15 protein-coding genes and 2 pseudogenes are annotated in these 21,408 nt (G+C 41.5%); 13 read left to right on the plus strand and 4 right to left on the minus strand.

The features are described from left to right. The first annotated feature begins 37 nt into the window (after positions 1–37). From CD03_RS0103875 to CD03_RS0103885, 3 genes are all read left to right on the plus strand, one after another. Complete coding sequence (locus tag CD03_RS0103875) at positions 38–904, plus strand: carbohydrate ABC transporter permease (RefSeq protein WP_160295815.1); 867 nt, start codon at positions 38–40, stop codon at positions 902–904. Then, a complete protein-coding gene (locus tag CD03_RS0103880; RefSeq protein ID WP_027292508.1) occupies positions 904–1,770 on the plus strand; it encodes a carbohydrate ABC transporter permease in 867 nt (288 codons plus the stop codon). The genes CD03_RS0103875 and CD03_RS0103880 overlap by 1 nt, the downstream gene beginning before the upstream one ends. Positions 1,771–2,001: 231 nt before the next feature. Next, positions 2,002–4,107: a glycoside hydrolase family 36 protein gene (locus tag CD03_RS0103885; protein ID WP_027292509.1), complete on the plus strand. Its 2,106-nt coding sequence runs from the start codon at positions 2,002–2,004 to the stop codon at positions 4,105–4,107. A 115-nt stretch (positions 4,108–4,222) separates the two neighbouring features. On the opposite strand, the gene CD03_RS0103890 is transcribed toward CD03_RS0103885, so the two are convergent. Then, a complete protein-coding gene (locus tag CD03_RS0103890; protein ID WP_027292510.1) occupies positions 4,223–5,302 on the minus strand; it encodes a helix-turn-helix transcriptional regulator in 1,080 nt (359 codons plus the stop codon). Between the two features lie 227 nt (positions 5,303–5,529). Between CD03_RS0103890 and CD03_RS32290 the strand changes: the two genes are divergently transcribed. From CD03_RS32290 to CD03_RS39805, 5 genes and pseudogenes are all read left to right on the plus strand, one after another. Further along, entirely contained in the window at positions 5,530–9,606 is a 4,077-nt protein-coding gene (locus CD03_RS32290) for a glycosyl hydrolase (protein ID WP_044288886.1), read from the plus strand. Between the two features lie 222 nt (positions 9,607–9,828). Then, positions 9,829–10,314 (plus strand): amidase domain-containing protein, encoded by a 486-nt coding sequence (locus tag CD03_RS0103900; protein WP_027292511.1) that lies wholly within the window; start codon positions 9,829–9,831, stop codon positions 10,312–10,314. 314 nt (positions 10,315–10,628) lie between these two features. Continuing rightward, positions 10,629–11,000 (plus strand): VOC family protein, encoded by a 372-nt coding sequence (locus tag CD03_RS0103905; protein WP_027292512.1) that lies wholly within the window; start codon positions 10,629–10,631, stop codon positions 10,998–11,000. Positions 11,001–11,057: 57 nt separating this feature from the next. Further along, entirely contained in the window at positions 11,058–12,053 is a 996-nt protein-coding gene (locus CD03_RS32295; protein ID WP_052377651.1) for a M15 family metallopeptidase, read from the plus strand. Continuing rightward, a pseudogene (locus CD03_RS39805) lies at positions 12,013–12,135 on the plus strand (hypothetical protein); the annotation flags it as partial. The gene CD03_RS32295 and the pseudogene CD03_RS39805, both read left to right, overlap by 41 nt. On the opposite strand, the pseudogene CD03_RS39810 reads toward CD03_RS39805, so the two are convergent. Both CD03_RS39810 and CD03_RS0103915 read right to left on the minus strand, forming a co-directional pair. Further along, positions 12,109–12,168 (minus strand): annotated as a pseudogene (locus tag CD03_RS39810) (hypothetical protein); the annotation flags it as partial. The pseudogenes CD03_RS39805 and CD03_RS39810 overlap by 27 nt on opposite strands. 107 nt (positions 12,169–12,275) lie before the next feature. After that, entirely contained in the window at positions 12,276–14,726 is a 2,451-nt protein-coding gene (locus CD03_RS0103915) for an ATP-binding cassette domain-containing protein (protein WP_027292513.1), read from the minus strand. Between the two features lie 480 nt (positions 14,727–15,206). Between CD03_RS0103915 and CD03_RS39815 the strand changes: the two genes are divergently transcribed. Beyond that, on the plus strand, positions 15,207–15,326 hold the full coding sequence (locus CD03_RS39815; RefSeq protein ID WP_141728711.1) for a MerR family transcriptional regulator: 120 nt from the start codon (positions 15,207–15,209) through the stop codon (positions 15,324–15,326). Positions 15,327–15,402: 76 nt separating this feature from the next. Here the strand turns inward: CD03_RS39815 and CD03_RS0103920 are convergent, their stop codons facing one another. Next, positions 15,403–15,690 carry a CD3324 family protein gene (locus CD03_RS0103920; protein WP_027292514.1) on the minus strand — a complete coding sequence of 96 codons (288 nt, stop codon included), beginning with the start codon at positions 15,688–15,690 and terminating at the stop codon, positions 15,403–15,405. Positions 15,691–16,001: 311 nt separating this feature from the next. Between CD03_RS0103920 and CD03_RS0103925 the strand changes: the two genes are divergently transcribed. From CD03_RS0103925 to CD03_RS32315, 4 genes are all read left to right on the plus strand, one after another. After that, positions 16,002–17,450, plus strand: coding sequence for a DEAD/DEAH box helicase (locus CD03_RS0103925; RefSeq protein WP_044288890.1), 1,449 nt, complete (start codon positions 16,002–16,004; stop codon positions 17,448–17,450). Between the two features lie 397 nt (positions 17,451–17,847). Next, positions 17,848–18,885, plus strand: a complete 1,038-nt coding sequence (locus tag CD03_RS35745; protein WP_052377652.1) for a LacI family DNA-binding transcriptional regulator — start codon at positions 17,848–17,850, stop codon at positions 18,883–18,885. Between the two features lie 47 nt (positions 18,886–18,932). Next, positions 18,933–20,171: an anhydro-N-acetylmuramic acid kinase gene (locus CD03_RS32310; protein ID WP_044288891.1), complete on the plus strand. Its 1,239-nt coding sequence runs from the start codon at positions 18,933–18,935 to the stop codon at positions 20,169–20,171. A gap of 233 nt (positions 20,172–20,404) precedes the next feature. Beyond that, entirely contained in the window at positions 20,405–21,406 is a 1,002-nt protein-coding gene (locus CD03_RS32315; RefSeq protein WP_052377653.1) for a sugar ABC transporter substrate-binding protein, read from the plus strand. The last annotated feature ends 2 nt before the right edge of the window (positions 21,407–21,408 follow it).

Below are 21,408 nucleotides of genomic sequence, written 5' to 3' on the forward strand. Positions count from 1 at the left end.
GGAAGCGGAAATAATGACTAAATATAAGAAAAAAAGCATGGATAAAAAACTGTTCCGCCAATACCTGATACTGGTTCTGCCGGGTTTTATTATTTTTACGATCGGATTAATTATACCAATGTTAATGGCATTTCGGTATTCGCTCACCAGCTGGGACGGTATGTCTGCGGTGAAGCCATTTGTAGGATTAAAAAATTATATAGACCTGTTTCAGGATTCCGATTTCAGGTCGGCATGGTGGTTCACAATATTATTTACTATTGGCAATACCGTTATCCAGAATATTGTTGCACTTTTATTTGCAGTAGCTCTGGACAGTGGAATTAAAGGTCAGAAAATTTACCGTACCGCATTCTTTGTGCCTTGTCTGATCAGTGCGGTCATCGTAGGTTTTGTATGGCTGAAAATGTATTCCAATGTACTGCCGGCAATCAATGATGCACTGGGAACCAATATCAACTTTATGTTGTTTGGAGACGGGAAAACAGTATTGTCAGGATTATTGATAGCGAATAACTGGCAGTGGATCGGTTACTGGATGCTGATTTATCTGGCTGGACTGCAGTCAATTCCGTCAGAACTTTATGAAGCAGCCAAAGTGGATGGGGCCGGAGCCGTAAAAAGATTTTTTAACGTTACCATTCCCATGCTGGCACCTGCAATCACGATTTGTGTGGTAGGGATCACCACAGGCTCTTTAAAAGTATATGATCTGCTGGTTTCCTCCACAAAGGGAGGGCCTGGAAGGGCATCCACATCCATTATTTATCAGACTTATACAACGGCAATTAACGGGAGGCAGTATGGTTATGGTTCTGCGATGTCCGTAACTCTGGTGCTGGTACTGTTCCTGGTAGCACTGATACAGGTAAAAGGATTAAAGAAGAAGGAGGTGCAGGCATAATGTTTGGAAGAAAAAAGATAAAAGAAGATACGCCTTCCCAGCCATATACAAAAAGCACCTTAATCATTCAAATCATAATGAGCCTGTGTGCAGTTGCTTTTATGGCTCCAATCTTCATGATTTTAAATTACTCCTTTAAGACAAAGAAAGAACTTTATCTGAGCAGCCCGATTGCACTTCCCGAAAATTTCAGCCTGGATAATTATGTACAGGCATTTAAAAAACTGAACCTGGTAACTACGTTTGGAAATACATTTTTATATACGGCAATCAGTGTTCTGATCCTGGCACTGCTGTGCGGGACAACAGCCTGGGCAATCGCCAGATGCAATCATAAATTCTTCAAATTCTGTTACATTTATTTTATAATCGGAATCCTGATTCCATATCAGGCATTGTTTTTACCAATCTACATTATTGGGTTCAATATGCATTTGACTAATACCAGAATTGGAATTATCTTTATGTATATTGCCACAGGGGTTTCCTTTGGGGTTTTTCTGATGAACAGCTTCATGTCCACTGTTCCCGTAGAACTGGAAGAATCCGCGCGTATTGACGGATGCTCCGTATTTAAAACTTATTATAAAATCGTTCTGCCGCTGTTGAAACCTGCTATGGCTACACTGGTAATCATGCAGTCATTCCAGATCTGGAATGATTATCTGCTGGCAAGCCTCTATGTGAGCAAGAAACAGTTAAAAACGCTGACAGTTGCAATCCAGTCCCTGTTTTCTGCACAGTCCAGTGATTATACCACGGCTATGGCGGCGATTGTCATATCGGTTCTGCCCATAGCGATATTGTTTATCTGCCTGCAGAAGTATTTTATTAAAGGAATGACAGTAGGAGCTGTAAAGGGCTGAATTTTTGCAGTATAGCAGAGGAGCACAACCCAGACTGTGCTAGTCATTGGGTTAAGTGTGAAAGAAAATCGCTTTCACACTGCTGATTTTGGAATAGAACAAGCCATCTTGCGCTATTCATTGGGTAAAAATTGAAAGAAAATAAAGAGGAAGGATGCCACTGGATAAATCTTTCAAATCATTTATTGTGGCAGTATAGCCGGACTACCAGCTATATAAAGAGGTGAAAACATGATTCAGATTTTAGAAGAATATTTATTTGGCGATATGACGGCAAGATATGTAACAGACCAGAAAAAAGAAAAGGTCGGACTCATACTGCTTCCAGCGTCAGAACCGGCACCTGCCGATATTGAAAAAAAACAGGAACCGGATTCCCTGGTTCAGATAAAGGTTGCCGGAGATACCTATGGAGGCGCATATTCACAGGGCAGTACCCTGCGTAATTCCCAGACGGTGCAGCAGTTAAAATTTTGGAAACAGGAACATTTGCAGGAGGAAAAAAAGCAAACAGTCGTTACCAGTTTAAAGGATGAGCGGGGGTATGTTGTCCGCCATTTTCTCACATGGACAAAAGGCGACCTCTTCTGCCGAAGCTTTTGTGAATTTGAAAATAACAGCGGTGAAGCGGCAGAGCTTGAGATGTTCGAAAGTTTTTCGCTGGGAGGAATTTCTCCATATATAGAAGGTGACTGCCACGATCAGATTGTAGTTCACAGACTGCGCAGCAGATGGAGTCAGGAAGGCCGCCTGGAATCCCTGCCCATTGAACGCCTGGAGTTAGAACCGGCATGGGCAGATCATGCGGTACGATGCGAACGGTTTGGGCAGGCAGGATCCATGCCGGTGAATAAGTTTTTCCCTTACCTGGTTCTGGAAGACAGGAAAAACCACATTTTCTGGGGAGCACAGATTGCACATGGGGCGTCCTGGCAGATGGAAATATACAGAAAAGATGAAGGAATTGCAATGAGCGGCGGTCTGGCTGACCGGGAGTTCGGGCATTGGATGAAAATTGTAGAAGCAGGTGCCTGCTTTCAAACGCCTCAGGCAATTTTAAGTGTTGGGAAATGCAGGGATATTGATGACATCTCTTACCGGCTTACAAAGTCAGGAGAGGAAGGCGCAAATCAGGCACCTGAGGCAGAACAGGATCTGCCCATTGTATTTAATGAATATTGTACCACCTGGGGATGTCCGTCCCATAAGAATATCAGCAGCATATTGGAGGCAGTGAAGGGAAAAGGATTCACCTATTTCGTAATTGACTGTGGCTGGTATAAAGAAGAAGGAGTGCCCTGGGATATCAGTATGGGAGACTATGAGGTATCGGCAGACCTGTTCCCGGAGGGGCTGGCTAAGACTGTAAATGCAATCAAAGAAGCAGGTTTACAGCCTGGAATCTGGTTTGAAATTGAAAATACGGGACGTGCATCCAAGGCATACCAAATGACGGAACATTTGCTGAAACGGGATGGAAAAGTACTGACCACAGATATGAGAAGGTTTTGGGATATGCAGGACCCCTGGGTAGAGGCTTATCTCACTGAACGGGTAATCGGCACTTTAAAAAAATACGGATTTACCTACATGAAAATTGATTATAATGATACCATTGGAATCGGCTGTGACGGTGCGGAATCCCAGGGTGAGGCACTGCGTCAGAAAATCGAAGCAACGATGAAATTTCTGGAGAAAATAAAAGCTGAGGTTCCAGGTATCGTCCTGGAAAATTGTGCTTCCGGAGGACACCGTCTGGAACCCGGCTTCATGCAGGCAACCAGCATGGCATCGTTTTCCGATGCACACGAATGTGTGGAGATCCCGATTATAGCAGCCAATCTGCACCGGTGCATTCTTCCAAGACAGAGCCAGATCTGGGCGGTGATACGCAAAGAAGATTCATTGAAAAGAATTGCCTATTCAGTTGCCAATACATTTCTGGGCAGGATGTGTATTTCCGGTGATGTTACGAATTTAAATGAAGGCCAGTGGGAAGTAATCGATTCCGGGATCACTTTCTACAAAAAGATTGCAAAAATTATTAAGAACGGTAAATCCTTCCGTTTTGGTCCGGATATCAACAGTGTACGAAATCCGGAAGGATGGCAGGGACTGCTTCGAACCGGAGAAGAGGAGAATGCCTATATAGTACTGCATACCTTTGGAGGTGTATTGCCGGAAACGATCCAAATTCCACTTCCCGATGACAGATCCTGGGAACTGGCTGATATTTATTCTGATACATCGGAGGTTGTCAGTTTGAAAGAGCGGACATTATCTTACCAGCCGGCAGAAAACTTTAAAGCGGTGGCAATACTGCTAAAATGCATATAGACCAGATCGTTAGATAATACAGGGAAAATGAAACCCTGACAGTCACAGTATAAAATCTGTGTAACTGTCAGGGTTTTGTTTTCCCCATATTATATTTTCAGTGCAAGAACCTTTCTTATATCCCGCGTTTGGATTGCGGAAGCGGTTCAGACTGCATTTCCCTGAATTTCACAGGCGGCATATGATATTCTCTTGCGAAGATGCGGCAAAAATGGCTGGCATCAGAGCAGTTAATTTCCGCAGCTATTTCAGAGACTGTCATATCCGTTTCTTTTAAGAGCCAGCGCGCTTTCTCCATACGCTTATGCTGAATGATCTGAGAGAATGACAGCCCAAATGATTTTTTGATTAAACGGCTCAGATAAGAAGAAGAATAATTAAAATGCCGGCATACATCAGAAAAAGTAACCGTATTATAATTCTTCTGTATGTATTCCAGAATGCCCAGCAGCCGCTGGTCACAGGATGGTTTCTGTGAAGTAATAACATCAGAGATATGATGCCGGAGAAGATTAATTAAAACGGTATTCAGATAATTGCTGATCATATTCTGATGGTACTGTTTCTTCTCAAGGAACTCATCGTAGATCAGATACATATAATACCGGATCATAATATTCTCACCGGTTCTGAAAATAATCATTGGATGATCGGTATTTCCATACAGAATACTCTTAAAATAATGAGATAAAATACTCTGTTCCGATAACAGTTCAAAAAAAATAGAGTCAAATGAATTCTGTCGGATCAAAATATTGATTCCGATAAAATCATCAGAGTAGGAACGTATCTCGTGAGGTGAATTAAATTCCCAAAAACAAAAATCTCCTTTCTTTAAATGGTAATCATGTGAGCGGCAGGTGTGGATACATTCTCCCCTGGCAATATAAAATAATTCAAAGAAGGAATGGGTGTGAGGACGGGGAGGAAGGAACCGGCAGTGCTTTATTACCACAATATTGGATTCCATATGAAACATCTCCTCCGTTAGTACATGGGATATTTCATCAGCCGGTCTGGAAGCAGCAGAGAAAAACTTACGATATTTTTCCGCGCGGCGTCTTTGCTCCGATGGAGAGCAATGATCTAACCCGTGTTCCATCCGGTACATATCCCGGCACACAATTTCCAATGGGTTAAATTCCATTAATTTCACTTCAATAGCTTGCATGATGTCTAAAACAGGATTTTCCATAATATTTACGACGAAACCTTTCTTTTTGGTTGAAATGACGATTCATCATAAACTTTTAAAATCATATTTTCCTTATATGAGTATTATTGTACAACAAATTTGTGGAATATGGAAGAGTAAAGAGCAAAAAGTCATAAAAATACAACTATAAAGAGAGATATATACAATAAAAGAAAAATGGAAAGTGTTAAAATAGGGAAACAAAAGAAGAATCAGGAGGGCCTAAGATGAGAAAAAGAAAAAAAGTAATAGCCGCTTTACTGGCGGTATCCATGACCGCAGGATTGTGGTCGGTACCGGGAGTAGAAGTACTAAATGTTCAGGCTGCTGCTGCAAGTGCAATCAGCAGTGAGGAATTTATGCAGCCGGGAATGGATTACAGACCGGGAGTCCGCTGGTGGTGGCCGGGGGGTGCCGTGGATGAAACGGAGCTCCAGACAGAGATAGACTATCTGGCTGCAAATGGATTCGGTTATGTTGAAATCAATCCCTTTGGCAAAATCGAAGCAGTAAACGGTGATGAGGACCGGATAAAGTCCATCTATACACCTGAGTTTTACAAATTGCTTGACAAGGCAATAACAATGGCAGAAGAAAAAGGTATAGTGGTTGATCTTAATATGGGTTCCGGATGGAATGCCAATAGCCAGAATGTAACACTTGCAGATTCTATGGGGAACATGGCGCTTGGAAGGGTTACAATCAGCGGAAATAGTCTTGCGGGAGAAGAAACACTATCGGAAAATAAAGCCGCAGAAGCAATTACCCTGCCGGAGTTGGAACAAAGTCTGTTCTATACTGAGAATAATCCAAAGGGAACTTTGGATGAAAGTATGGTAGAACTTCAGGGTGTGCTGATTGGTGAACTGACCGGAAATCAGGGTATGGAGTTTGTTCCCGGATCTTCCTTTATGGGTCCCACACCTGCCTATAATGAATTCCAAACCAAAGATGCGAATGGGGATATTATTACCAAAACCTATAGTAATCAGCTGGAACTGAATATGGACAACAGCTACTTTATAGATGCCGGGGATGAAATGATTCAGGACGGACAAGTGGTACTCAGCCAGGATATTCTGGACAAAATAGATAAGGAAAAAGATTATGAAGTGATTGCGCTGTATTACCTTCCGTCCGGCGGAAAGGCCATTGACTGTGCTAATGACTGGTTTGTGGTTGACCATATGGACAGCGCTAAAGTTACGGACTATATCAATGATTGGCTGGGGGAAGCAAATTTAAATCAGATCCTTCAGGGCCATCAGAATATCAGAGCCGTATTCAATGACAGCTACGAATTTTATTCTGATATGTATTATACGAAAGATCTGTATGCGCTGGCAAAAGACAGCATAGCAAATGGTCTGGGTTACGATTTTACAAAGTATCTGCCAACGGTGTATAAACAGTACAGTGCGGCTCCATTTTATATGGGTCTTGGGACAAAAGACAGCTTTTTAACGTATTCCCTGGATGCTAATGAAAAAAGCAGGATTACATATGACTATAATACACTGGTAAATCAAAAATTCCAGGAAGGCCTTGCCGCTTTTGAATTTTCCGCAAACAGCTATGGGCTATTATACCGTCAGGAAGCATACAATCCGCCAATTGACACCATTGGTGCTGCTAAATATGTGGATATACCGGAAGCAGAGCAGGCAAATGAATTCTCTCTGATCAGAGTAGCCTCCGGTGCACATCTGTATGGCAGAAATCTGGTTACCTGTGAGCAGTATACACTTGGATGCACACCATTTAAGAATACCCTGGAACAGGTAAAAGCAGGATACGACATCATGGCAACCAGCGGCGTGAATAACTTTTTCTATCATGGTTTTAATTACCGCTATGGTGCCGGCTCTGAACAGTACGGAGAAGAGGGGTGGTCACCAATGCCGACTACCGGAATCAACGTTACCCAGAGTAATACTCTGTCACCTTATTTTACCGAGATGAATGCTTATGCATCCCGTGCCAATTATCTGATGCAGCAGGGAAAAGCCAGCAAAGACGTCGCCCTGTATATGCCATTTAACGGCAGTTTATCAGAGACGGATGCGGTAAAGGCAATGAACTACAACGGATATACCTGGGATGCTATTAATGATGACAGCATCGTTACAGCAGATACACAGTATTCAGATGGAAAGATTCAGGTAAATGGCGGAAACATGACTTACGATGCAATCATAGTGGAGACATCGAAACTGCCTGTTGATACCATGATGAAACTGGCACAGATGGCAGAAGCGGGAGCAAATATTATTTTCTATGGAACTCTTCCTAATGCGCAGCCGGGATATGCTGATGGCAATTATGAGACAGAGGACCAGAAGGTAGCGGATGCCGCGGCAGCCTTGCTGGAGAACCAGACGGGTGTTCTGGCAAATTCTGTGGAGGAACTGGCATCTGTTCTTGCAAATGTATCCGCTCCTAAGGTATCCTATGCTGAGAATACCAGCCTCAGATTCAACAGACGTACCTTAGAAGATGGCGGAGAACTGGTATATATCAGAAATATTGGTGAAAGCCAGAATGAAGTTACTCTTCAGATCAATGGCGATTATCAGAATTATTACTGGATGGATCTGAATAATGGAAAAATATATGAAGCCCGGGCTAATGGGGATCACACCATAACAATGACGATGAAAGCCGGCACCGATACGCTGTCATCTACAAGAAGTATGGCAATTGCACTGCTGTGTGAACCGGCAGGCGCAGGATTTGAAGAAACTGTTATCAGCAAAGGAGCTCCGGACACCTTAGATGTTGCCCCAGCGGATAAAACAGAGGAAGTTTCCGTAGAAAAACTTACGGTAACAGCTGATAATATTGGTGGGGATAGTGGAAATACCAGAACGGTGACTTATACCGGAGAGGTTCTTGGAAAATGGAACGACCAGGAATTTCAGGGCGGTGAACTGCAGAAAGTTTCCGCTGACGGTGTATATCAGGCAACTTATACATTAAATGGTGATCTAAATGGACAGAAAGCAGTACTGGATCTTGGAAATGTATATACTGCGGCAAAAGTAACAGTCAATGGCAAAGAAGCCGGAAATGTGCTTTATACTCCATATACGCTGGATATCTCCAATTTATTAAAGACAGGTAAAAATGATATTCAGATTACTGTGACACCAAGGAAATATAACCGGCATTACGACACGCTGGTAGACACCGGATTGGAAGGCCCCGTTACCATTGGATTTACCCAGAAAGAAATAAAGGCGCTTACCATTACTAAAAATCCGGTAAAAACCACTTATACAGCAGGAGAAGATCTGGATTTAACCGGGCTTGAGGTGAGTGCTTCCTATGCAGATGGCACAACCAGTAAGATTACGGGTTATACCGTAAGCGGATACGATAAAACGAAGGCAGGAACCCAGGCAGTCACCGTGTCTTTCCAGGGGATGACAGCATCTTTTTCCGTAAACGTAAATGAAAAAGCAGTTGCAGTAAGTAAAGTCACCTTAAATTTCAGTGCGAAAACGCTGGATATCGGGAAAACAATTCAGCTGTCCACAGCTATCTATCCGGATAATGCGTCAAACAAAAAGGTTGCTTATACTTCCAGTGATTCCGCCATTGCAGCAGTAGATGGAAACACAGGAAAAGTAACTGCGAAATCAGCAGGAAAAGCTGTGATAAAAGTAACGGCACAGGACGGAAGCAGTCAATCGGCACAGTGTACCGTTACTGTGAAACCTGCAAAGGTAACGTCTCTGAAAGTAAAGAGCCGCACGACAAACAGTATCGAATTGAAGTGGAACAAATCAGCGAAAGCAGATGGTTATGCTATCCTGCGCTATGACAGCAGCAAGAAAAAATATGTATCAATAGCTGACGTAAAAGGAACCAAAAACACTTATAAAGTAAGCCGCCTGAAAGGTAAATCCGGTTCAAAATTATCTCCGGGATACATTTATAAATTCAAAGTACAGGCATATAAAATGATAGCCGGTAAAAAAGTATATGCGAACGGAGCAGTTCTGAAGACAGCAACTAAGCCAAATACAGCTGTAATTACAAAATTGACAGGTAAATCATCAAAAGTAACCATTACATGGAAAAAACAGAGCAGGGTAAGCGGCTATGAAGTATGGATGTCCAATAAAAAAGGAAGTGGATATAAGAAAATTAAAACGATTTCAAAAGGAAAGACTGTTTCTTATACGAAGAAAGGGCTGAAAAAGAATAAAAAATATTATTTCAAAGTAAGAAGCTACCGATTAGTTAATAATCAGAAAGTTTATGGAAAACTATCTGGTGCTAAGGGTTATCAAATCTAAATTCCAGTGTAAATAGTGAAGTCCGTATCAGAAAGCATGCGCTTTTTGATGCGGATTTTTACGGCCTGCCAAACCAAGGACCGTTCAACATGAAAAAAGCCGGCCGCCAAGTCAAATAAATGGTCATATATAAATCAAAGTCACCATTTAAAGCAGCGGGCATAAAATATAAAAAAGCCGGCCGATATGGCAAGTCTGCTTGCGATATAAATGGAGTCAAAGATGAGACAGTTGGAATATCAAAGAAATAAAGTATTAGATTATGCAAAAAAATGGGCATTTGGGCGAAATCCGGCATACCTTGATTTCGAGAATCTGGGTGGTGATTGTACAAACTTTGCGTCTCAATGTATCTATGCAGGAAGCCAGGTTATGAATCCTACAAAAGTTTATGGATGGTATTATTACAGCAGCACTAACCGTACTGCTTCCTGGACAGGAGTGCAATACCTGTATAATTTCCTTACCAAGAATAAAGGGGTGGGACCGTATGCAGCGGAGGTTAAGGCAGAGGATGCAGTACCCGGAGATATCTTGCAGCTGGGAACTTCCGGCGGGTTCTTTTACCACAGCCCTGTAATTGTAAAAGTAACAGATCAGAATATTTATGTGGCTGCACACACATTTGATGCATACTTAAGACCCTTGGATAGTTATATCTACGAAGAGATAAGATTTTTGCATATATTGGGAGTACGGGGGTACTGATTTTATTTTCTTGTTGTTTGATAAAAATAAATGCGGTATACTATTAATAAGAAAAAATGTAATCCGTAAAACCTGGAGTTATCTATCTGTATTATATGAAATAGAAGTATTAATAATATTGGAAGCAAAATACATGAAATCACTTGTAGTATTGGTACAATGAATTTGGATGTGATAATTTTTACATTCAGAACAACAGGAGATAAAGGTTGAAAGAAAAATATGATATAGAAAGGATGCCACGGTGTGATGCTTTCAACTTGTTTTATTGTGGCAGTATTGCAGGCAGGCCTGCAATATGCAATGGTATAAATATGATTAAAAAAATTGACCATATCGTTATTACTACCGCAGATATAAATGCCTGTACTGCATTTTACAGGGCACTTGGATTTGACTGCCGGGAAGCAAATGGACGCTGGGAACTATTTTCCGGAGATTTTAAGATCAATGTACATAGGAAAGGGTTTGAATTGGAACCCAAGGCGCAGAATGTGGCAACCGGAAGTGCGGATTTATGTTTTGAACTGTGTGATCCAATTGAGGTGTGCAAGGATAGGCTGCTGGAGCAGGGGCTGGAAATTGAGTTAGGAATAGTGTTGCGCCATGGTGTTTTAGGAGAAATGAAATCACTTTATCTCAGAGATCCCGATGGCAACCTGATTGAATTGTGCAGCTACGAATAGAGGTATCTTCTAAGAGGCATAAAAGCCTGTTAGAACTGACAGGAGATAAGATTTATTATGAGAGAACAAAAGAACAAGCCGTTCAACCATTTACCGGGAAAACGGAAGATAAAAAAAATATTAGGGGTATCTGTCCTGTCCCTGGCTGTTATGACCGGAGTTGGCGGCTGCAAAAAAATCGACCGCATTCCGGAAAAAGATACGGCTCAGATTCTGACATCTGTAAGTGTAAAGAAGTCAGGGGTGAGTACGTCTGGCTCAAGAATGACAGATCAGCTGAAGGAGAGTCAGCTGCAATTGAGTCAGTTACAGTTGAGTCAGTTACAGTTGAGTCAGTTACAGGAGACTCAGTTGCAGGAGAGTCAGGAACAGACAGCAGATAAACAAGAAAAACAGAATGTCACAAAGCAAAATAAGAAGCAGGACAATTTGTCAGCTGAAAGCCAGAAACAGGATAAAAAGAAAGCAGATCAGATAAACCGTGAACAGTCAGATCTCCTCGTTCTGGTAAACAAAGAACATCCTTTGAGCGAGGACTACAATGTCAAGATGAAGACATTGGAAAACAGTGATAAAGTTGTAGCGGAAATGATAATTCAGGATCTGCAGGATATGCTGGCTGATGGTACGAAAGAAGGGCTCAGGTTCTGCATTGCTTCTGCCTACCGCAGTTCTGAGCGCCAACAGGAAATCCTGGATGCAGATATAAGAAAGCTGACGGATAAAGGTATGACTGATGAGGAAGCCTATGAGCAGGCTACCAGAACCGTAATGCCGGCAGGTTACAGCGAGCATGAAACAGGTTTGGCGGTGGATATCGTGGCACTTAGCAACCAGCTGTTGGACGACAGCCAGGAGAATACGCCTGAAACACAATGGCTTCAGGAGAATTGTGATCAATACGGCTTTATTCTTCGATACCCGAAAGGAAAAACAGATATTACCGGGATCGATTATGAATCCTGGCATTATCGTTATGTAGGAAAAGAAGCAGCGGCTTATATCAAAAAGCATGATCTCACATTTGAGGAATATCTTGAGGAAAAAATATAACCCTAGAGCGTGTTTTGAAATTGCTTTCTGGCAGCTGTGCGTCACAGTTTGTGGGAGATTTGCCCCGGATGAAGGGCGCGTAGCGGGCTACGTAACCTGAATTCGGGGGAAATATGCCGCAAAGCGTCCCTTAATCAGCAAAACCCAAATTCAAGAAATTGTTCGCTCTAAAGCTCTGCACAGATCCCGTAAATGCACTCCTGAGATCTATGCAGGGCTATATTACAAATATTTTGCCGTTACACTATTGCTTGTCTCCTTCATTTCTATTGGTGTTCCCGCAAAGATAATCTGGCCGCCCTTTATACCGCCCTCCGGTCCTAGGTCTATGACCCAATCGCTGTTTCTGATAATCTGAGTATTATGTTCAACGACTACCACAGTATTCCCGGCATCCACCATACGATTCAGAAGAACAAGAAAATGTTCCACATCTTTAGGATGCAAACCGGTTGTAGGTTCATCCAGCAAATAAAGATTCCGCTTTCCAGAGCTGCTTCCGATCAGTTCTTTCGCAAGCTTAAGACGTTGTCCTTCCCCGCCGGATAAGGTGGTCAGAGTTTGTCCAAGTTCCAGATATCCAAGTCCCACATCCATAAGAAGACTCAGGATCTTTCTGATTTTGGGATGCCCTGCAAAGAAATGGGAGGCTTCTTCCACAGAGAGATTCAGTACATCTTTAATGGAAAGTCCTTCATACTTTACTTGCAGCACATCATAATGGAACTGATTTCCATTGCAGACAGGGCAGACAACTTCAACATTGGAAAAAAACAGCATGTTGCTGTCTACATATCCCAGTCCCTGGCAATTCTCACATCTGCCGCCAGGTGTGTTGAAAGAGAAATGCTTTGCGGTAAATCCTGCTTTTTTTGCTGTATCAGTCTTGGAAAATACAGTTCTGATTTCGGAATAAACCTCGGAATATGTTGCAACGTTGGAACGCTTCATCTTTGTGACTGCCGACTGGTCAATTTCAACCAGTTTATCAAATTGTTCAAGTCCAGAAACATAATTGTTCTGTCCATGATGATTCCCTTTGGCAAGCACTTCAAATATTAAAGTTGATTTTCCGGAACCGGAAGGACCTGTTATAGCAGTCAGGCATCCCGCTGGAATATCTACATTGATCTTTTTTAAATTAAATTTATCCGCATTTCCGATATGGACGATATCTCTGTCAGCTTTTCTAAAAGTTGTTTTACCAGGCGGTGGATTTTGCAGATAACTGCCGGTTAGTGAAGTTTCCCGGCTTTTTATTTCGTCAAATGATCCGGCGGCTATAACCTTACCGCCATATTTTCCGGAGCCGGGACCAATATCTACGATATAATCTGCACTTGCCATGGTATCCACATCATGCTCAATTACAAGTACAGTATTGTCCAGATCACGTAATTTTTTAAGAATTTTTATCAATCCTGCGGTATCTTTTGGGTGCAGACCTACCGTTGGCTCATCTAAAATATAGATCACACCTGACAAATCCGAATCCAGGATTGCCGCTAGCCTCAACCTCTGTAATTCGCCCCCTGACAGAGTCACGGTCTGGCGGTCAAGAGAGAGATAGCCAAGTCCCACGTTGATAAAGCGGTTAAGCTTAGTCCGGATATCCAGAAGATACGCTTTAACGTAATTTTCATGCTGTTTTGTAAGTGAGGCACTAAGTTCCAGAATCCATTGATTCAGTTCCTCTAAAGAAAAGTTTGAAAGCTGTGGCAGGCGTGTACCGTTTACTGTAACGGTTCTGCCTGATTCAGCGAGCCGCTCGCCTTTGCAGTCGGGGCATTCTATGGTCTCAAAATATGGAGTAAACTGTTTCATATCTCCGTTTTTTTCGGTAAACCTGCGCCATAATATAGGCAAGACACCTTCAAATTTACCCAGTGCCACAGTTTTAGGAGGAGCCAGATTAGGAAAAGTACTTTTCATTCTTTCGCTTTCAATGCCATCATACAAAATAGATTTTTGCAGCTCACTAAAATGCTGTACAGGGGTGTTTACAGGAACTGGGATGCCGTAATGTTTAAATGCAGCGTATAATACAGCGGTCTGATATTCCCCGTATTTTTTCTCCCAGTAATTTACCGCGCCTTCTTCCAGGGACAGTTCTTCATTCACTGCCTGTTCTTTTAGTATCGTATGGATTTTTCCCAGACCTTCACAAGTGGGACAGGCTCCCTCTTTGGTATTGAAAGAAAAATTCGTGCGGGTAATCTTATCCATGCGTTTGCCGCATTCGCAGCAATACATATAAACAAAAAAATCATTCCCTGCTTTTCCGGTTTCTTCTTTGCAGTCGGATGCCTTAATTATTTTCCCGCAATAGGGACAGGCCCTGACCCCAAGTTTTTCATATACCATTCGCAGGTCGGTGTAAATATCGGAAATGGTTCCTACTGTTGAACGGGGATTTTTGTTGGCGTCTGTCTGGGAAATTACAATGGCGGGAGAAACTCCCCGTATGCGGTCCACCTTAGGTTTATGAATACCTTGAAGAGACATAGCCTCCAGGTATTGCCTCTGACATTCATTAAAAAGAACATCAATGAGTAATGTTGATTTCCCGGAACCGGAAACTCCTGTAAATACCACAAGCTGGTTCTTGGGTATTTCTAAGGAAACATTTTTTAAATTACCTTCATTCGCGTTTTCTATTTTAATACTTTGCATAAATTCCTCCTGTCAGTTCAATCTTCATACCTATATTATACAACATGAAAGCAATAAAGGAAGATTTATGGCGGAAAGTACTTGATTTATGGAGCAAACCTTATATTTGTGTTAGAACCTGGTACTACAGCTAACAATTTCATCTTGTATTTGGGTTTAGCTGAGGAATGACGCTTTGTAGATGTAGGTAGTGTACGGAAAGAGAAGGGGGCGGACCAGGACATTGGTTTGGAAGGCTTACCGCAGAACTGGTATTTTCTAACCTTCCCGGAGCACTTTTTGGCGGCACGCGGGCATTCGCTCCGAAATCCTGATGCATTTCGCAGCTCACTGCCCGCTTAGTATTCGACTGGCTCCCATCGGATACTAAGCGGGCAGTGACTCATAAATAAGGCATTGACAGTGCTTCAAAAGGATAATGTCATCTGTACCCAGATTAAACAGAGATTTTTACAGAAAAAGAATGATGATGCATCACGGATGTTTTCCATTGATGATGTAAGTAAGGCTACGGGGATAACCCCGACTACAATAAGATATTGGGACAAGATAGGGCTTATATCGGCTAATCGGTGTGCGGAGTATATCTGCATTATATAATCTGTGCAGACATGTTGAGCTAAACAAATATGATGGCGATGGGTAAAATATCCCATCGCCATGTTACGAACTGCTATCAGTTATTTTGTGAATCATTTTTCAGGCACTGCCGGATGATTCTCTGGATACTTTTCAATGAAAGAAAATATTTCTTCGCCAGATCATCTTTATTAATTCCGGATAGAAAATCCTGATAAATTTGCCGGTTTCTTGATTCCAATTCTTCCCGGATATATGTTCTTTCACCCCAGGCTTTTTTATTGCCTGACATTCTTGGAATATAAATATATTCACCGTCTATATATTCCTGGATTTGTTCCACTAATTCCGGTGGTAAAATATGTGTAGCTTTTATATAGCTCATTATGCACTCCTAATTTATTTAATAATGAAATAGGAATAGCAAAGGCTATTAAATAATACTTTATGTAATTTTCTACACTGCATCAGCCTTTGCTATGCAGTAATAACGATAGGATTAAGCATAAGTCATCCGCCCCCCTGATTCTTTTTAGGGCAAGTATATCATTGGTATTTGGGGGTGTCAAGAATAACGTAGAGGGATTGCTGATCTGGCAGTGACAAATTAAACGTTTTGCATATATTTTTCATGTAAAAGATGTTACAATAAAAACAGAAAACAGATAACAGAAAGAATAGGAATAAATCCAAACTATGAAAACAGAAAACAATCTATTTAAAGAATATAATTTATCCGGAGAAATCCTGGAGGCTTTGACAGGACTAGGCTACCTGAAACCAACGGAAATACAAAAAGAAGTCATTCCTACAGCTTTGAGGGGAAGAGATATTGTAGCGAAATCACAGACAGGAACCGGGAAAACGGCAGCATTTGCAATACCCTTATGTGAGAAAGTAATCTGGGAGGAAAATTCACCCCAGGCTTTAGTCTTGGAACCAACCAGGGAACTGGCGGTGCAGGTGGGGATGGAGATCTTTCATATCGGCAGGAAAAAACGTCTGAAGGTTCCGGCAGTCTTTGGAGGATTTCCCATTGACAAACAGATACAGACTTTAAAACAGAAATCTCACATTGTAGCGGGAACACCCGGGCGCGTTATGGATCACGTCCGCAGAGAAACATTAAAGCTGAATCAGATTAAATATCTGGTTATTGATGAGGCGGATCTCATGTTGGATATGGGATTTTTGGAGGAGGTAAAGGAAATTATCTCACTGCTTCCGGGAGACAGACAGATTCTTCTGTTTTCAGCAACTTTAGATGAAGGTGTAAAGCAGCTAATTGAAGGATATATGAATGAAGCGGTATCCATAATACTGGAATCAGAAACGGAAACCGTTGCAGGCATCCGGCAGACCGTATATGAAGTGGATCAGGAAGAAAAATACCAGGCACTGCTTCGGATACTGATTAAGGAAAACCCCGTGGACTGCATGATTTTCTGTGGAACCCGGGAGATGGTAAATGTACTCTGCCATAAGCTTGGAAGGGATAGGATACCATGTGGTATGATTCATGGGGAACTGGAACAGAGAGAAAGGCTCAGGATGATCGATGGATTTCGGGAAGGGCGTTTTCATTATCTGATTGCTACTGATGTAGCGGCAAGAGGAGTTGATTTTGAGAACATTACCCATGTGATCAACTATGATTTTCCAACGGGAAGGGAGACTTACGTACATCGGGTGGGAAGAACCGGAAGAAACGGAAAAGAAGGAACTGCTATTAGTCTGGTCAGTGAATCTGATCAGAAAATGAAACAAATGGTGGAGGCATATACCGGTGACAGATTGCCTATAGAAGAGCTGCCGGAAATCAATTCAGAGGATGAGAAAAGATTCTGGGCATATCTAAAGAAAAAGGCGGTACTGAAACCAAAAAAAGGTGCAGCTCTAAATAAATCTATAACGAGATTATCGGTAGGCGGCGGGAAGAAGTCTAAAATGCGTGCAGTGGATGTCGTGGGAGCAGTCTGCAATATTCAGGGAATGACGGCAGAGGATATAGGAATTATTGATGTAAGGGACAGCTTAACATATGTAGAAATCTTAAATGGAAAAGGTAAAGCCGTTCTGGAAGCATTACAGGAAAAACCAATTAAAGGAAAAATACGTAAAGTGCGGATAACCAGAAATGTATGAGTGAAATACAGTTACGGAATGTAGTAATGAAATGATGTGACGAAATCAGATAATAGTATACCCTCAAGAAATCAGGTAACGGTATGCTGCAAAGAAATAAAGTGTGTATTGAATAGCAGTAACAAAAAGCGATGCAGTTTCGAGAAATCGGAATTGTGACCGCTTTTTTATTGTCATAAAAGATGATACTGATGGTGTATAAAAAGGAGAACGTTAACATTTTATAACATAAATAGTTAAATATGAAAAATACCTATTATACATTATGCATAAAATATAAAGCATAAATCTGTTATAATTGGTGAAAATAATTTATATAATTGACATATTAGAAAATAGATGTATAATGTAATTAAAGAGAACGTTCTCAAAAAAATTCATTAGTGAGGTTGGACATATGGGGGATAATGGAGAAAATAAGGAAAAGACAATCAAAGATGTGGCGATATTAGCCGGTGTATCGGTTGCAACTGTGGGCAGAGTAATCGGCAATTATGGATCTGTTTCAGAGAAGACCAGAGATAAAGTAATGAATGCAGTCAGGGAATTAAATTATTCGCCTAATGCCATTGCTCAGGGTATGAGAGGCCGGAGTATGAAGACTATCGGCATTGTAATCGGAAGTATTAAAAATAGTTTTTTTGGAGAAATGGTATATTCCATAGAACGGGTAGCAAGAAAAAATGGTTACAATACATTGATCTGCAATACCCATGAGAAACCGGAATTAGAATTACAGCACATGGAAATGCTTCGTACAAAGCAGGTAGACGGCATTATTCTGGCATCCATATTTGACAATATTAAGGCAATTCCCAAAGACAAGCGGGTTTTGTATAATGGTCCGATTCCGGTTGTTTGTGTTGACCGGAAAATCGAAGGCTTAAACCGTGATTTGATTGAAACTGCAAACAAAGATGTGGCTTGTGAGGCTACATCCTACTTATTGGATTTGGGTCATCGTAAGATTGGTGTCTTTGGGGCAGGGCGTCCCATGATCACTACTGTCAGGGATCGTGTGGAAGGCTACCGCAAAGCCTTTCGGGATAAAGGAATTGATTTAGATGAAAGGTACATAGAAACCTTCGACTGGGAGGAAGAAGCGGTAGAGAAAGAAATTGATGAGTATCTGAATAAAAACGAAGATATTACAGCCATTCTTATTTTAAACGGATCACTTACAACTGCTATATTCAGGGAACTGAAACTTCGTTCTGAAAACTGGCTGAGTGAAAGGTCCATTATTACATGGGATGAAGAAGATATGATACAGTTGATGGATATTACTACAGTTGAACAGCAGGTTGAGAAGATGGGAAGAATTGCGGCTGAGAGAGTATTTACTCAGGTGGAACATCCCGAAAGAGAAGAAGATGGAATGAAGATTGTATTAAAAGGACATTTGAATATCCGAAAGTCCTGTAAAAAACGATAGCAAACCGGTAAGGTTACTATAAATAAAACAAAAATGGAGGTAAACAAATGGATTTAATTATGGGAATGAACAGTGGTTCATCATTTGATGGTATTGACGTTGTTCTGGCTGAAACTGAAATGGATGCAGATGGGTTTCCAAAGGCACCGAGATTTATTGCGGGAGGCTCATACGACTGGCCCGAAGAGGTTAAGGAAATCGTTACAGCTTCCTTTGAAAACAAAGTGGATATGGTGGGACTGAACCGATTAAATTATATCTGCGGCGCAGTCTTTGCAGAAAAAGCGGTTCAATTTATGAAAGAAAATAATATTAACTCCAGAGATATCAAGGTTCTTGGACTGGATACCCAGACTATTTACCAGGAACAGCCGGATCACAAAGCAATCGCTGAGATGACGGTAGAACAGAAAGCGGACTGGCCGGGCAGGTGGCTGTCGAAAGCATATCCTGCAGGCTTCCAGATGGGTGAAAGTTCCGTGATTGCAAATCTTACAGATATTGATACCGTTACGCATTTTCGTCCGGCAGATCATACCTGGGGCGGCAGTGCAGCACCTCTTATGCCGTATCTGGATTTTATTATGTTTAGAAAAAAAGAAAATCCATCCATGACATTAAATATCGGAGGTATTGCAAATCTTCATCTGGCAAGTAAGGACAGACGCCAAATGTTTGGATTTGATACAGGTCCGGGGAATGTAATTTCTAATTATATGTGCAAAAAGCTTTTTGGCCTGGAATATGATAAAGATGGTATGATTGCGGAGCGTGGGAATGTCAATGCAGATTTACTGGATCATTTTATGAAGCATCCGTTTTTTGACAGGCCGGTACCAAGATCCGGATGGATTGCGGACTATAGTGCTGAGTACATAGATAGTGTTATAGAAAAGTTCAAATATCTGCCAAAAGAAGATATTATTGCAACTGCATGTGCCTTTACCGGTGCGGCGGTAGCAAAATCAATGACGGATAACATTCCGGCTGATATTGTTGCAAAGACAAATACTCTTTATGCAAGCGGCGGAGGTGTGAGGAATCCGGCGATTATGAAAGAAATTCAGGCAAGAATTCCTCAAAATATCAGATTGACTACTTCTGCAGAGATTGGAATTCCTCCGGAATACAAAGAAGCAGTAAAATTTGCAACAATCGCATATTCCACGATTCATTGTGTACCTGGAAATATTCCGGCAGCAGGACACGCATCACAATATGCAATTCTTGGTAAGATCGCTTTGGCTCCAAGAAATATTAAAGGCGGAGCAGAGTTTGTGAGATAAATCTATAATAAAGTGATAGTAAAACGATAGATAATACCATGAATAAAAGATTGCTGGGCTTAGCTCTTCCCGGGATTTCATTTGGGATCAATCCCAGGAAGGGCTTCACATAAACATAAAACATCTTCATTATAATATAGGTATAGTATTAATTCAAGCATCATTATACGGCAAAATATAAAATAAGGTAAAAAATCGGGCAGGCAGCCTGATTATATATAAGGAGGATTCATATGAAGAAGAAAATATTATCAGTTTTATGCTGTGCTGCATTGGCAGTTAGTTTCGCAGGCTGTGGATCAAATGATGCGGGTACCGCTTCTTCCTCTGCCGCAGGAGTCACGGAAGTGAAAGAATCTGATTCCAAGGCAAAATCAGATATTGCACTTGGTATTTCATTTGGGCAGAACGTACATCCATTTTTTAAGGCAATGCAAAAAGGTGCGGAAGATGCGGCAAAAGAATTGGGTGTGGAACTAGTTGTACAGTCAGCAGACAGCAGTGTAGAAAAACAGACAACACAGATAGAAAACCTGGTACAAAGCGGTGTAAAAGCAATTTTATTAAACCCATATGATTCTGCAGCAGTGGCACCAGCTTGTCAGGCTGCACTGGATAAAAACATAGGCATATTTACGATGGACATCACAGTAGACGGGGCGGAAGCAACTTCCTTTATTGCTTCTGATAATGTGAAAATCGGTGAAATGCTGGCTCAGTATATAGATGAACAACTGGGTGGTAAGGGAAAAATTGCATTGTTAGTTGACCCTTCTGTTTCTTCATTAAAAGACCGTGAAAAAGGATTTACCGACTATATTAAGGCAAAAACCCAGATTGAAATGGTAGCAACCCAGAACGGTGCTATTGAGCGAACAAAATCTTTGGAATCAGCAGAAACTATTCTCCAGGCACATCCCGATATACAGGCATTTCCGGGAATAAATGAGAACTCCGCATTGGGAATAGCAAGCGCTGTTAAGGCTTCCGGATTAAAGGATATTATCCTTACCGGAGTTGATGCTACGGAAGATGTTATGAATGGAATCAAAGACGAAACGCTGGCGATTGGCGTTGCCCAGGATCCATATCAGATGGGATATGAATCCGTAAAAAATGCAGTAAAGTGGATCAACGGCGAAACAGTAGATAAAGAAATTAAACTGGAATGTGAATACATGACAAAAGACAATATCCAGGAATACATAGACAGAGAAGCTCAGTATCTAAAATAATC

The sequence above is a fragment of the Robinsoniella sp. KNHs210 genome, from assembly GCF_000686105.1.
Lineage (GTDB): Bacteria > Bacillota > Clostridia > Lachnospirales > Lachnospiraceae > Robinsoniella > Robinsoniella peoriensis.